Source organism: Hydrogenophaga sp. (assembly GCF_026125825.1).
Classification (GTDB): domain Bacteria; phylum Pseudomonadota; class Gammaproteobacteria; order Burkholderiales; family Burkholderiaceae_C; genus Hydrogenophaga.
The window spans coordinates 1-12,965 of the sequence record NZ_JAHCKK010000030.1 but is presented as its reverse complement, the minus strand read 5'-3'; the positions used below and the strand labels follow the sequence as shown (position 1 = coordinate 12,965).

Sequence of the window (12,965 nt, the reverse complement as noted above, 5' to 3'; positions counted from 1 at the left end):
TTCATTCACGGAAGCCATGTAGAGGAACACCATGTACAAAAACCTCGTGGCCCGGTGCGCGTGCGCGCTGGCGGCCGCCAGCTTTTTATTTCCCTTTTCCACCACCGCCCGGGCCCAGACACCGCCGCTCAAGGCCGCGTTCGTCTATGTGACGCCGCTGACCGAAGCCGGCTGGGTGCGCCAGCACGAGCAGGCCCGGCTGGCCGTGCAGGCCGCGCTGGGTAACAAGGTCGAGACGCGCTATGTCGAGAACGTGGCCGAAGGCGCCGACGCTGAGCGCGTGATCCGCGACCTGGCGCAGCAGGGCCACCGCATCATCTTCACGCCCAGCTTCGGCTACATGGAGCCCACGCTCAAGGTGGCGCGCGAGTTCCCGGACGTGAAGTTCGAGTCCATCACCGGCTACAAAACCGCGCCCAACGTCGCCACCGCCAATGCGCGCTACTACGAGGGCCGCTACCTGGCAGGCGTGGCGGCCGGCCGCATGGCCACGCAGGCGGGCTACATCGCCGGCTTCCCCATCCCCGAGGTGATCCAGGGCGTCAATGCCTTCACCCTGGGCATGCGATCGGTCAACCCGCGCGCCACCGTCAAGGTGGTGTGGCTGGGCGAGTGGTTCAACCCGCCGCGCGAGCGCGACGCGGCCATGACACTGATGAACCAGGGTGCTGAGGTGCTGGCCTTCCACACCGGTTCCACCGCCGTCATGGTCGCCGCACAGGAGCGCGGCAAGCTCGCCGTGGCCTACCACTCCGACATGCGCCGTGTCGCGCCCGACGCGCAGATCGCGGCCGTGACCCACCTCTGGGGCGACTACTACACCCGCCGCGTGCAGGCCGTGCTCGATGGCACCTGGCAGAGCGCCAGCGTGTGGGGCGGGGTGAAGGACGGGATGATCCGCGTCGACGGCTTCGGCAGCAAGGTGCCGGCCAAGGTGCGCGACGAGGTCCAGGCGCGCCAGGCCGACATGGCCGCTGGCAGGCTCGCTGTGTTCTCGGCAGGCAAGGCCGCCGTGCGCGACAACCAGGGCAAGACCGTCATCGAAGCCGGGAAGTCGCTGGACGACGGGCAGATCCTCGGCATGAACTGGCTGGTCGAAGGCGTGCAGGGCTCGGTCGAGCGCTGAGCCTCGGCCCGCGGTATGGGCGTTATCGGGGGCGCGATATGCCCCGAGCCGCCCAAGGCGTTAAGCTGCGCGGCATGAACGCCTACCGTGCCGCCCTTCTGCGATTCGACGACCAGCAACGCCCCGTGTACGACGCCGATGGCCTGCTGGTCATTGGCCCCGATGCCCAGGGCCGGCGCGTGGTGCGCGCCGCGGGTGACCACGCCACCTTGATCGGCAACTACCCAGGCGTGTCGGTGGAAGACCTGAGCGGCCAACTGATCGCACCCGGCTTCATCGACATGCACGTCCACTACCCGCAGACGGACGTGATCGGCGCACCCGCCGCTGGCCTGCTGCCCTGGCTCGAGAACTACACCTTCCCCCACGAGTCGCGCTTTCACGAGCCGGCCCATGCGCGTGAGGTGGCGACCTTCTTCCTCGACGAACTCTCGCGCAACGGCGTGACCACCGCGCTCACCTTCGCGACCTCGCACCCGGCCTCGGTGGACGCGATGTTCGAGGCGGCGCGCTCGCGCGGCCTGCGCTTCATCACCGGCAAGGTGCTGCAAGACCGCCACAGCCCCGATGGCGTGCGCGACCAGACCGAACAAAGCCTGATCGACACCGAGGCGCTGATCCAGCGCTGGCACGGCGTGGACCGCCTGGGCTACGCGATCACGCCGCGCTTCGCGCCCACCAGCACGCCCGAGCAATTGCGTGGCGCGGGTGAACTGGCGGCGAAGTACGGCGATGTGTGGGTCCAGTCGCACGTGGCGGAAAACCGCGACGAGGTGAGCTGGGCGGCCGAACTGTTCCCAAAATCGCGCAGCTACCTGGGCGTGTACGGTGACTTCGGCCTGCTGCGCCAGCGCGCGGTGTACGCCCATTGCATCCACCTCGACCAAGCCGACCGCGAGCTGATGGCCGCCACCGGCACCGCTGCCGCCGTGAGCCCGACCAGCAACCAGTTCCTGGGCAGCGGTTTCTTCGACTACCTCGCCGCCGACGCGGCTGGCATGGGCTACGGCCTGGCGAGCGACGTGGGCGGGGGCACCAGCTTCTCGCCCTTTCGCACCATGCTCGCGGCCTACTGCGTGGGCCGCGAAGGCCAGACCAAACAAGGCCTGAGCCTCACCCCTGGGCAGCTGTGGTGGCAGCACACGGCCGGCGCGGCGCGCGCTCTGGGACTGGAAGGCGTGGTCGGTAACCTGCAGCCCGGCCACGAGGCGGACTTCGTGGTGCTCGATCCGCAGGCCACACCCTTGCTGGCGCGCAAAACCGCGCAGGCCAACAGCCTGGATGAACTGCTGTTTGCGTTGATTGTCCTGGGGGATGACCGGGTGGTCGCGCGAACGGTCATTGCTGGCGGCTGAGAGCCAGCGCACCTTGACCGTGAGGCCGGGACGCCATTTCAGTGGCACGGGTTAGCCCAGCGCGAGCACGCCGCCGCAGCCGAAGGGCCCGCCGATCATGTCCCTGGCGATTTGGGCGAAGGCGACTTCCTCCACCGCGAAATTGGTCGCGCCATAGTTGCCAGGCGCACGGCCCGCTGTGATCCTGATGGACGTGGAGATGCCCGTTCTCGGCGGCATGGCCGCCACCCGGCAACTGCGGGAGATGAGCGATGGGGTGCGGAGCATTCCCGTGATTGCGCTCACAGGTCATTCTTCGGCGCAAGACATGCAAGCCGCGCGGGATGCGGGGATGGACGGTTTCCTTTCCAAGCCCGTGAACGTGGTGGCCTTGCGCAAGGAGTTGGCTCGGCTGATTGGGCAGCGACCGGTGGGCGAGGTGTCTGCCTCCCCCGCATCGCCATCATCCGGGGGAGTGGCTTTCACGGCCGCCGGTTCGCTGCTGGATGCCGAGCGCATCGCACTGCTCAAACGCATGAACATCATGGTGGACCTGCTACCCGACGGCCTGGCTCAGGTCAGGGAGCACGTCGGCCAGTTGGAGGAAGCTGTGCGGCGCAACGACCTGTCCGCTGCCCGCCAGGCTTTGCATTCGCTGGTGGGCCTGAGTGGTGAGTTGGGTGCTCGCGCCATGTTCGAGATCACCAAGCACCACTCTCGTGCGGTGGGGGGCAACGTCTGGCCGTCCGAGCCGAACTGGCTGGAGCAGCTGGTGGCGCTCACACTCGAATCCGAACGGGCGCTTCAGGCGAGTTTCTCGGGGGACGGCGCGGCGCCCTGAGCCCACCTTGATTCTGCTCGCTGAAGAAGAGGGGGCGCGATGACCGCATGGCGGTCGTCGCGACGTGGCGGGTTCAGTTGTACGTCAGCGCCCGCGCCTTGCCCCAGAAGACTCGGTACATGTAGATGGTGTAGATGATGATCACCGGCAGCGTGATGGCCACGCCGATGAAGATGACGGTGAGCGAGCCGGTGGACACGGCGGCCTGCCACACGTTCATGCGTCCGATCACGATGTCCGGAAAGATGCTGTACGCCAGGCCGAAGAATGCCAGCACGAAGATCAGCACGGTGGCCGCAAACACCATCCAGCCGTAGCCTGCTTTCACCACATTGGGGTGCGTGACGACCCAGCGCACCGCGAAGAAGGCGATCGCGCAGCTCAGGGGGATCGGCATCAGGCCGAACACCTCGGGCACGCTGAACCACTTTGCCACCACGCCTGGGTTCACCAGCGGGGTGGCCGCCGAGATGGCCACCAGCGCAATGCCCATGGGCCACAACACGCGGGCCGCCCAGCGCACCGCGTGGGCCTGCAACTCGCCTTCGGTTTTCATGATCAGCCACCCCGCGCCGAGGAGGATGTAGGCCGCCGGCAGCGTGAGCGCAATGCCCAGGCTGAAAGAAAGGCCCAGCCAGCCCTTGTCGAAGCCGGTGATGTAGCTGCCGAGCATCCAGCCCTGCGAGGCGCTGGCCAGCAGCGAGCCGGTGAAGAAGGCACGGTTCCAGAACGGCACGTACTTGGTGGGCGCTTTCACGCGGAAGTCAAACGCCACGCCACGCAGGATCAGGCCGATGAGCATCACGGCCACCGGCAGGTACAGCGCCTGCAGCACGAGGCCGTGCGCCATCGGGAAGGCCACCAGCAGCACGCCCACGCCGAGCACGAGCCAGGTTTCGTTGGCGTCCCAGAACGGGCCGATGCTGGAGATCATGGTGTCCTTTTGCTCCTTGCTTTCGGCCAGGGGCAGCAACAGCCCCACGCCAAGGTCGTAGCCGTCGAGGATCACGTAGGCCAGCAGGGCCAGGCCCATCACGGCCAGAAAGATGAGGGGCAGCACTTCGGCCCAGGTGGTCATGTTCATGGGGTGTTCTCCGTTCGTTCAGACGCCGGCCTTGCCGAGTTCGGCGCCGTGGGGCGCTTCGGGGGCATGCTTGAACGGGTGTTCGGCCATGTACTTGAGCACGCCGACGTAGGTGATGAGCAGCAGGCCGTAGACGATGAGGTAGGCCGTGAGCGTGGCCGCGATCATGGGCGAGGGGGTGCTGGTGACCACCTCGGCGGTGCGCAGGTGGCCGTACACGAGGAAGGGCTGGCGGCCGATCTCGGTGACGTACCAGCCCGAGAGCGTGGCCAGCCAGCCCGAGAAGGTCATGCCCGCCAGCACGTAGAGCGCGGGCTTGGGCAGGTCCATCGAACCTTGCGGCTGGCGGCGCCTGCGCCAGAGCAGCCAGGCCGAGGCCCAGGCCACGACCAGCATCAGCGAGCCCACGCCCACCATCACGCGAAACGCCCAGAAGATCGGCGCCACCGGTGGATGGGCGTTCGGAAACTCGTTCAGGCCCTTGAGTTCCGCGTCCATGTCGTGCGCCAGGATCAGGCTGGCCATCTTGGGGATCTTCAGCGCGTAGTGCGTGGTGCCGGCGGCCTCGTCGGGGATGCCGAACAGCGTGAGCGGCGCGCTCTTCTCGGTGTGCCAGATGCCTTCGAGCGCCGCGATCTTGGCGGGCTGGTGCTCCAAGGTGTTCAGGCCGTGCATGTCGCCGGCCAGGAACTGCAACGGCATGGCCACCGAGGCGGCGATGATGGCCGTGCGCAAGGCCTTGTGGGTGCCGCCCGTGGCACTTCCCTTGATGAGCTGCCAGGCGCACAGGCCGGCGATGAGGAACGAGGCCGTGAGGGCCGAGGCCAGCAGCTTGTGCGCCAAGCGGTAGGGGAAGGAGGGGTTGAAGACGACGGCAAACCAGTCGACCGGGATGAACTTGCCGTTCACGATCTCGAAGCCCGCGGGGGTCTGCATCCACGAGTTGAGGCTCAGGATCCAGAACGCCGACATGGTCGTGCCGAAGGCCACCAGGAAGGTGGCGACCAGGTGCACGCGCTCGCTCACGCGGCCCCGTCCGAAGAGCATGATGCCCAGGAAGCTGGCTTCGAGGAAAAAGGCGGTCAGCACTTCGTAGCCCAGCAGCGGGCCCGCAATGTCGCCCGCCCGCTCCATGAAGCCCGGCCAGTTGGTGCCGAACTGGAAGCTCATCACGATGCCGGAGACCACGCCGAGCGCGAAGCTCAGCGCGAACACCTTGGTCCAGAAGTAATAGGCCTCTTCCCACGCCGGGTCGCGTGTCTTGATGTGGCGGATGCGGAAGTACAGCAGGAACCAGCCCATCGCGATCGTGATGGTCGGGAACAGGATGTGAAAGCTGATGTTCGCCGCGAACTGGATGCGCGAGAGGAGCAGGGCGTCCATGGAAGTTCTCCTGGGTGTTCTTCTTGAGGGCTCAGGCCGCGTCGGGCAGCTTGTCCGGGCGCGCGCTGCGGGCTGCGCCCTTGCCCGTGAGCCGATCCTTGAGTTCGAGCACGCGCGTGACGGTCGCGCCCATGCCCATGAGCTGCATCGCGGTCTCCGGGGCCAGCTTCTGCACGTCGTCGAACCAGGTCATGAGGCGGTCGATCAGGTCGTGCATCTCGCGCATGCGGGCCTGGGCATGGCGCTCGGCGTCGGTCTTGGGCGTTTCCAGCAACGCCGTGCGCAGCATGGACAGGGTGGGCTCCACTTCGCGCCGGCGGCGCTCCTCGGCCAGCACGCGGAAGATCTCCCACACGTCGGCCGGCGCCTCGAAGTACTCGCGCCGGTCGCCCGGTTGGTGGCGCAGGCGCACCAGGCGCCATGCCTGCAGTTCCTTGAGGCCCATGCTCACGTTCGAGCGCGAGAACTCCAGCGTCTCGGCAATCTCGTCGGCATTGAGCGCGTTGGGCGAAATGAACAGCAAGGCATAGATCTGCCCCACGGTGCGGTTGATGCCCCAGCGGCTGCCCATTTCGCCGAAGTGGGCGACGAACTCGCGGTTGAGGGGAGGGAGGTGGTCTTGGAGTGGCATGGCGGGAAATGTAGTTGGTTTTGCCTGAAGTTTCAGTAATTACTGAAATTCCGGGAATTTCATGGGGGTTCTAGCCGCGCCGGCGCGGGCAGGCGCGGCACCTACAATCGCGCCCCATGAGCATCAAAAGCGACAAATGGATCCGCCGCATGGCCGAACAGCACGGCCTGATCGAACCGTTCGAGCCCAATCAGGTGCGGGCGGTGGATGGCAAGAAGGTCATCAGTTACGGCACGTCGAGCTACGGCTACGACATCCGATGCGCCCCGGAATTCAAGGTGTTCACCAACATCCACAGCACGGTGGTGGACCCGAAGAATTTCGACGAGAACAGCTTCGTGGACATCCACAAGGACGTCTGCGTGATCCCGCCCAACAGCTTCGCGCTGGCGCGCACGATGGAGTACTTCCGCATTCCGCGCAATGTGCTGACCATCTGCCTGGGCAAGAGCACCTACGCGCGCTGCGGCATCATCGTCAATGTCACGCCCTTCGAGCCCGAGTGGGAAGGCTACGTGACGCTGGAGTTCAGCAACACCACGCCGCTGCCGGCCAAGATTTACGCGGGCGAGGGCTGCGCCCAGGTGCTGTTCTTCGAGAGCGACGAGGTCTGCGAAACGTCGTACAAGGACCGGGGCGGCAAGTACCAGGGCCAGGTGGGCGTGACACTGCCCAAGGCTTGATGGTCAGCACGCCTTGACCCAGGTCAAGGCGGCCGGGCAACCTGCCCGATAGCATGCCGGGCATGTCACGCAATCCGCCCGGTTTCTCTTCCCCCGATCCCATTCCCGTTGGTCAACCGCTGCCGCACCGCAAGGTGATCCGCGGCTGGCTTGCGCCGCTTGTCGAGCGCCAGACCGCGCGGGCCATCGCTCTGCTGGTGTTTGACTGGGTGGTTTTCGCCGCGCTCATGGCGGGGACCGTCCTGTTCGCCGCCGCATGGGCCAAGCTGCTGTGCGGCCTGGCGGCGGGCTTCATGATCGGCAGGCTGTTCATCATCGGCCACGACGCCTGCCACCAAAGCTACACGCCGCACCGCGGGCTCAACCGGGTGCTGGGCCGCGTGGCCATGCTGCCCTCACTCACGCCCTACAGCCTGTGGGAGGTGGGGCACAACGTGGTGCACCACGGCTACACCAATCTCAAGGGCGTGGACTTCGTTTGGGCGCCGCTCACCCGGCGGGAGTTCGACGCGCTCTCGCCGATGCGCCGCGCCATGGAGCGCGTGTACCGCAGCGGCTTCGGCCCGGCGCTGTACTACCTGGTGGAGATGTGGTGGCACCGCATGTTCTTCCCGCGCAAGACCTACATGGGCACGCGGCGCGCGGAGTTCGTGTGGGATGGCGTGTTCGTCAGTGCCACGGCGGCGCTCTGGATCGGGAGCCTGGTGGCCGCGGCCTCGGCCACGGGCCAGTCGGTGTGGCTGTTGCTGGCCATGGGCTTTGCGGTGCCCTTCCTGTTCTGGAACGCCATGATCGGTTTCGTGGTCTATGTGCACCACACGCACACGGCGGTGCAGTGGCACGACGACAAGGCGGCCTGGGGCCGCGCCGCGCCCTTTGTCTCGACCACCGTGCACCTGACCTTCCCGCTGCGCATCGGCGCGATGCTGCATCACATCATGGAGCACACCGCGCACCATGTGGATATGAGCATCCCGCTCTACCAGCTCGAAGGCGTGCAACGGATGCTGGAGGACGCGCTGCCGGGCCGCATCATCGTGCAGCGCTTCTCGTGGCGCTGGTACTTCGACACCGCGCGCCGCTGCAAGCTCTACGACTTTGGGCGGCGCTGCTGGACCGACTTCCAGGGCCGCCCGACCAGCGCCAGCGCGCCCGCCATCGCCTGAGCCCGGGCGGGGCCATGCCCGCTTCATAATGGGATGCCGGCACCCGCACCGAGGTGGCCGAGGAGGCATGCCATGAAGTGGGAAAACAACCGCCAGTCCGATCAGATCGAAGACCGCCGCTCCGACCCTGGGGGTGGTGGCCTGGGCGGCCTGGGGGGTGGGCGGCGCGTGGGCGGGCGCGGCATCGGCCTGGGCACCATCGCTGTGGCGCTGGTGGCGGGCTGGATCTTCGGCATCAACCCCATGACCATCCTGGGCGTGCTGGGCGGCGTGGGCGATGGGGCGCCCACCGCGCAGGTGGAGACCACCCAGGGCCCGACGCAGGCGCCCACCGACGACATGGGCAAGTTCGTGGCAGCCGTGCTCGGCGGCACCGAGGATGTGTGGGACCAGGTGTTCCAGCAGGCCGGAGCGCAGTACCAGAAGCCTCGCCTGGTGCTGTTCAGGGGCGCCACACCCACCGCCTGCGGCACGGGCCAGTCGGCCATGGGTCCGTTCTACTGCCCGGGCGACCAGAAGGTGTACATCGACCTCAGCTTCTACGACACCTTGCGCCGCCAGCTCGGCGCGCCGGGCGATTTCGCCCAGGCCTACGTGATCGCTCACGAGGTCGGCCACCATGTGCAGAACCTCATGGGCATCACCGACCAGATGGAGCAGGCGCGCCGGCGCGTGGGTGAGCGGGAGTACAACGCCCTGTCCGTGCGGCTGGAGTTGCAGGCCGACTGCTTTGCCGGCATCTGGGCCCACCACAACCAGAAGAGCCGGGCCATTCTGGAGCCGGGCGACGTGGACGAGGCGCTCAACGCCGCGGCCGCGATCGGCGACGACGCACTGCAGCGCAAGAGCCAGGGGCAGGTGGTGCCCGACAGCTTCACCCATGGCACCAGCGCGCAGCGCCAGCGGTGGTTCAACACGGGGCTGCAGAGCGGCAGTGTGCAGTCCTGCGACACCTTCAAATCGGGCAGTGTCTGAGGCCTGGCGCAGCCCGCCGACCCGGATTTGGGCGAAAAACGGTCAAAGTGCGACAATACGTGGCTAACTTTGAAGCCAATGACCCAATCCTTCTCCGAACTTTCCCTCTCGCCTGCCATTGAGCGAGCCGTGGCCGAAATGGGCTACGCGACCATGACGCCGATCCAGGCGCAGGCGATTCCGGTGGTGCTGCAGGGCCGCGACGTGATGGGCGCCGCCCAGACCGGCACCGGCAAGACCGCCGCGTTCACGCTGCCGCTGCTGCAGCGCATGCTCAAGCACGAGAACGCGTCCACCTCGCCCGCCCGCCACCCCGTGCGCGCCCTGGTGCTGCTGCCCACGCGCGAGCTGGCCGACCAGGTGGCCGAGCAGGTCAAGCTGTACGCCAAGTACACCAACCTGCGCAGCACCGTGGTGTTTGGCGGCATGGACATGAAGCCGCAGACGGCTGAGCTGAAAAAGGGTGTCGAGGTCCTGGTGGCCACGCCCGGGCGCCTGCTGGACCACATCGAGGCCAAGAACTGCGTGCTCAACCAGGTCGAGTACGTCGTGCTCGACGAGGCCGACCGCATGCTGGACATCGGCTTTCTGCCCGACCTGCAGCGCATTCTGAGCTACCTGCCCAAGCAGCGCACCACGCTGCTGTTTTCGGCCACGTTCTCGCCCGAGATCAAGCGCCTGGCCAACAGCTACCTGCAGGACCCGGTGACCATCGAGGTGGCGCGTTCCAACGCCACGGCGTCCACCGTGGAGCAGCATTTCTACCGCGTGGAAGACGACGACAAGCGCGGCGTCCTCAAGCAGATCCTGCGCGAGCGCGGTCTCAAGCAGGCTTTCGTGTTCGTCAACAGCAAGCTTGGCTGCGCGCGGCTGGCGCGTTCGCTGGAGCGCGAAGGGCTCAACACCACAGCCCTGCACGGCGACAAGAGCCAGGACGAGCGGCTCAAGGCGCTGGAAGCCTTCAAGAGCGGCGCGGTGGACCTGCTGGTCTGCACCGACGTGGCCGCGCGCGGCCTGGACATCAAGGACGTGCCGGCGGTGTTCAACTTCGACATCCCGTTCAACGCCGAAGACTATGTGCACCGCATTGGCCGCACCGGCCGTGCGGGCGCTTCGGGCCTGGCGGTGTCGTTCGTGAGCGGGCGCGACACGCGCCTCATGGGCGACCTCGAGAAACTCCTGGGCAAGAAGCTCGAGCTCGAGGCGCTGGAATTCGAAGCCGACCGCCGCCCGGCAGGGCGCTTCAACGACGGGCAACGCGCCTGGCAGCAGCCCGAAGGGCAGGACGCCGAACGCCGCGAGAGCCGCGACATTCGTGAGAGCCGCGAAAGCCGCACCCCGCGCGAGGCGCGAGGCGCATCCGATTCGCGCCCGAGCCGCGCACCGCGCGCGCCGGCCGATCCGCTGTTCGACAAGCCTTACGAACCGAGCGCCGCGAGCGAGACCCCGCCCTCCTGGGAAGTGTCGCAACGCGCCGCCGCGCGCACGGCTTCGCCCAACATCAAGACGCGCCGCAAGGTGCCCGCCTTGTTCAAGAGCGCCCCCGCACCGGCGCCTGCTCAGGAAAGCTGAGGGCGAAGCCCTTGCCTGAGCCTGCCAGGCGGCTTGAGCCGCCGCACTTTCAGGGCTTGCCGGGCTTGCTGGCCTGCTCGCAACGCACCGAAAACCGCTCCACCTCGCCCGGCACATCGGTGATTCGGGCGGCCGTGAGGCAACCGCCCCACACACACCCCGTGTCCAGCGCCTGCAGGTCGCGGCGCTGCACCGCGCCCAGCGTGGACCAGTGGCCAAACGCCACCGGCACCCCCTCGGTGCGCCGGCCCGGCACGTCGAACCAGGGCATGAAGCCTTCGGGCGCCGCGCCCGCGCTGTCCTTGCTGTCGAACTCCATCACGCCCTGCGCGGTGCAAAAGCGCAGCCGGGTGAAGGCATTGACGATCACGCGCAGGCGGGCCGCACCGCGCAGGGAGTCGCTCCACAAGGGGGGCTCGTTGCCGTACATCTCATGCAGGAACGCGGTCCAGTCGGCGCCGCGCAGCACGGCCTGCAGTTCGCCGGCCCGTGCCAGTGTGCCGGCCACGTCCCATTGCGGCAGCACCCCCGCGTGCACCATCAGCCAGCCATGCTCGAACAGGGCCATGGGCCGCGCGCGCAGCCAGTCGAGCAGCGCATCGCGATCGGGCGCGGCGAGGATGTCGCCCACCGTGTCGCTTCTGTGCGGCTTGCGCACGCCATGCGCCGTGGCCAGCAGGTGCAGATCGTGGTTGCCCAGCAGGCTGTGCGCCGAGCCCTCGAGCGCGATCAGCCGGCGCAGCACGGCCAGCGAGGCCGGGCCGCGGTTCACGAGATCACCCAGCAGGTACAGCGTGTCGCGGCTGGGCGAGAAACCGATGTCGTCGAGCAGGCGGCCCAGCGCGGCGTCGCAGCCTTGCACATCCCCGATCATGTAAAGTGCCATGGGCCGATTATGGACACCCTCCTCATTGTTTTTCTGACGCTGCTCAACGGGGCGTTCGCCATGTCGGAGCTGGCCCTGGCGTCGAGCCGCAAGGCGCGCCTCGCGGCCATGGCCGAGGCCGGCGACAAGGGCTCGGTCACCGCGCTCAAGCTGCTGGAGAACCCCACGCAGTTCCTGTCGTCGGTGCAGGTCGGCATCACCTCCATCGGCATGCTCAATGGCATCGTCGGCGAGGCCGCCTTCAGCGGTGACCTCGGCCTGTGGCTGCAGGCCAAGGGGCTGAGCGAAGGCACGGCCAACGTGCTGTCCACCGGTCTGGTGGTGGCGATCATCACCTTCATCACCATCGTCTTCGGTGAGCTGGTGCCCAAGCGCATCGGCCAGCTCTACCCCGAGGCCGTTTCGCGCTGGGTCTCGCGCCCCATGGCCTTCGTGGCGCAGGCCGCCAAGCCTTTCGTGTGGCTGCTCACGCACACCACGCAGTGGGTGCTCAAGCTGCTGCGCATCGACACGAATGCGGTGCAGCACGTGACCGAAGAAGAGATCAACGCCAGCCTGGAGGAGGGCGTGGACGCCGGCATCATCGAGGAGCACGAGCACCAGATGGTGCGCAACGTGTTCCGGCTCGACGACCGCCAGGTCGGCTCGATGATGATCCCGCGCACCGAGATCGTCTGGCTCGACGCCGGGTCCACGCGCGAGCAGGTGCTGGCGCTGATCGAGCATGTGCAGCACTCGCGCTATCCGGTGTGCCGCGGCGGCCTGCTCGACGTGCTGGAGGCGATCACCGGCGAGTTCACCACGCCCACCGCGGAAGACTCCTGGGCGGTGCGCCGCGAGGACGGCAGCTGGCTGTTCGACGGCCTGATCCCGGTGCCGGAGCTGAAGGACCGCCTGGCGCTGAAGGCCCTGCCCGAGGAGGACCGCGGGCGCTACAACACGCTGGCCGGCATGATCATGCTGCTGCTCGGGCGCCTGCCGCTGATCACCGACGCCGTCGAGTGGTCCGGCTGGCGCTTCGAGGTCGTCGACCTCGACAGCAAGCGGGTCGACAAGGTGCTGGTCAGCCCACTTCCCGAACCCCCCTCCCCCGAACCGACATGATCGTCAACGCCCTCCACCGCCAGGCCCGCCCCGTCGACGCCGAGATCGACCGCCGCACCGCCGTCAAGCTGCCGACGCAGGACTGGTCGCATCTGGCCGGCACCAACGCGCTCTTCCTGACCGCCGCCGAATGCGTGCAGGCCGCCTGCGACTATCCGATCGTCTTCGTCCGCGCCGGCG

At 67.5% G+C, this 12,965-nt stretch carries 12 protein-coding genes and 1 pseudogene; 9 read left to right on the top strand and 4 right to left on the bottom strand.

The window, feature by feature from the left end; all coding sequences use genetic code 11:
* The first annotated feature begins 31 nt into the window (after positions 1-31).
* From KIT86_RS11905 to KIT86_RS11895, 3 genes are all read left to right on the top strand, one after another.
* Complete coding sequence (locus KIT86_RS11905; protein ID WP_297398594.1) at positions 32-1,126, top strand: BMP family ABC transporter substrate-binding protein; 1,095 nt, start codon at positions 32-34, stop codon at positions 1,124-1,126.
* Positions 1,127-1,200: 74 nt separating this feature from the next.
* On the top strand, positions 1,201-2,481 hold the full coding sequence (gene guaD / locus KIT86_RS11900) for a guanine deaminase (RefSeq protein ID WP_297398593.1): 1,281 nt from the start codon (positions 1,201-1,203) through the stop codon (positions 2,479-2,481).
* 178 nt (positions 2,482-2,659) lie between these two features.
* Positions 2,660-3,301, top strand: coding sequence for a hybrid sensor histidine kinase/response regulator (locus tag KIT86_RS11895; protein WP_297398592.1), 642 nt, complete (start codon positions 2,660-2,662; stop codon positions 3,299-3,301).
* Between the two features lie 73 nt (positions 3,302-3,374).
* On the opposite strand, the gene KIT86_RS11890 is transcribed toward KIT86_RS11895, so the two are convergent.
* The 3 genes from KIT86_RS11890 to KIT86_RS11880 are packed head-to-tail and all read right to left on the bottom strand — an operon-like array spanning position 3,375 to position 6,399.
* Positions 3,375-4,385: a cytochrome d ubiquinol oxidase subunit II gene (locus tag KIT86_RS11890; RefSeq protein WP_297398590.1), complete on the bottom strand. Its 1,011-nt coding sequence runs from the start codon at positions 4,383-4,385 to the stop codon at positions 3,375-3,377.
* Positions 4,386-4,403: 18 nt separating this feature from the next.
* A complete protein-coding gene (locus KIT86_RS11885; RefSeq protein WP_297398588.1) occupies positions 4,404-5,768 on the bottom strand; it encodes a cytochrome ubiquinol oxidase subunit I in 1,365 nt (454 codons plus the stop codon).
* A 31-nt stretch (positions 5,769-5,799) separates the two neighbouring features.
* The gene (locus KIT86_RS11880; RefSeq protein ID WP_297398586.1) at positions 5,800-6,399 is read right to left on the bottom strand and encodes a GbsR/MarR family transcriptional regulator; all 600 of its coding nucleotides are present in this window, start codon (positions 6,397-6,399) and stop codon (positions 5,800-5,802) included.
* A 116-nt stretch (positions 6,400-6,515) separates the two neighbouring features.
* Here KIT86_RS11880 and dcd point away from each other — a divergent pair, with 116 nt between their 5' ends.
* The 4 genes from dcd (at position 6,516) to KIT86_RS11860 (ending at position 10,795) form a co-directional block, all read left to right on the top strand.
* The gene (gene dcd / locus KIT86_RS11875) at positions 6,516-7,082 is read left to right on the top strand and encodes a dCTP deaminase (RefSeq protein ID WP_297398584.1); all 567 of its coding nucleotides are present in this window, start codon (positions 6,516-6,518) and stop codon (positions 7,080-7,082) included.
* A gap of 62 nt (positions 7,083-7,144) precedes the next feature.
* A complete protein-coding gene (locus KIT86_RS11870; RefSeq protein WP_297398582.1) occupies positions 7,145-8,248 on the top strand; it encodes a fatty acid desaturase in 1,104 nt (367 codons plus the stop codon).
* Positions 8,249-8,320: 72 nt separating this feature from the next.
* Positions 8,321-9,223 carry a neutral zinc metallopeptidase gene (locus KIT86_RS11865; RefSeq protein WP_297398580.1) on the top strand — a complete coding sequence of 301 codons (903 nt, stop codon included), beginning with the start codon at positions 8,321-8,323 and terminating at the stop codon, positions 9,221-9,223.
* A gap of 78 nt (positions 9,224-9,301) precedes the next feature.
* Positions 9,302-10,795, top strand: coding sequence for a DEAD/DEAH box helicase (locus KIT86_RS11860; protein WP_297398578.1), 1,494 nt, complete (start codon positions 9,302-9,304; stop codon positions 10,793-10,795).
* 49 nt (positions 10,796-10,844) lie between these two features.
* Here the strand turns inward: KIT86_RS11860 and KIT86_RS11855 are convergent, their stop codons facing one another.
* On the bottom strand, positions 10,845-11,681 hold the full coding sequence (locus KIT86_RS11855; protein WP_297398576.1) for a symmetrical bis(5'-nucleosyl)-tetraphosphatase: 837 nt from the start codon (positions 11,679-11,681) through the stop codon (positions 10,845-10,847).
* A 9-nt stretch (positions 11,682-11,690) separates the two neighbouring features.
* On the opposite strand from KIT86_RS11855, the gene KIT86_RS11850 reads away from it, so the two are divergent.
* On the top strand, positions 11,691-12,785 hold the full coding sequence (locus tag KIT86_RS11850; RefSeq protein ID WP_297398574.1) for a hemolysin family protein: 1,095 nt from the start codon (positions 11,691-11,693) through the stop codon (positions 12,783-12,785).
* Positions 12,782-12,965 (top strand): annotated as a pseudogene (locus KIT86_RS11845) (peptidase); the annotation flags it as partial. The gene KIT86_RS11850 and the pseudogene KIT86_RS11845, both read left to right, overlap by 4 nt.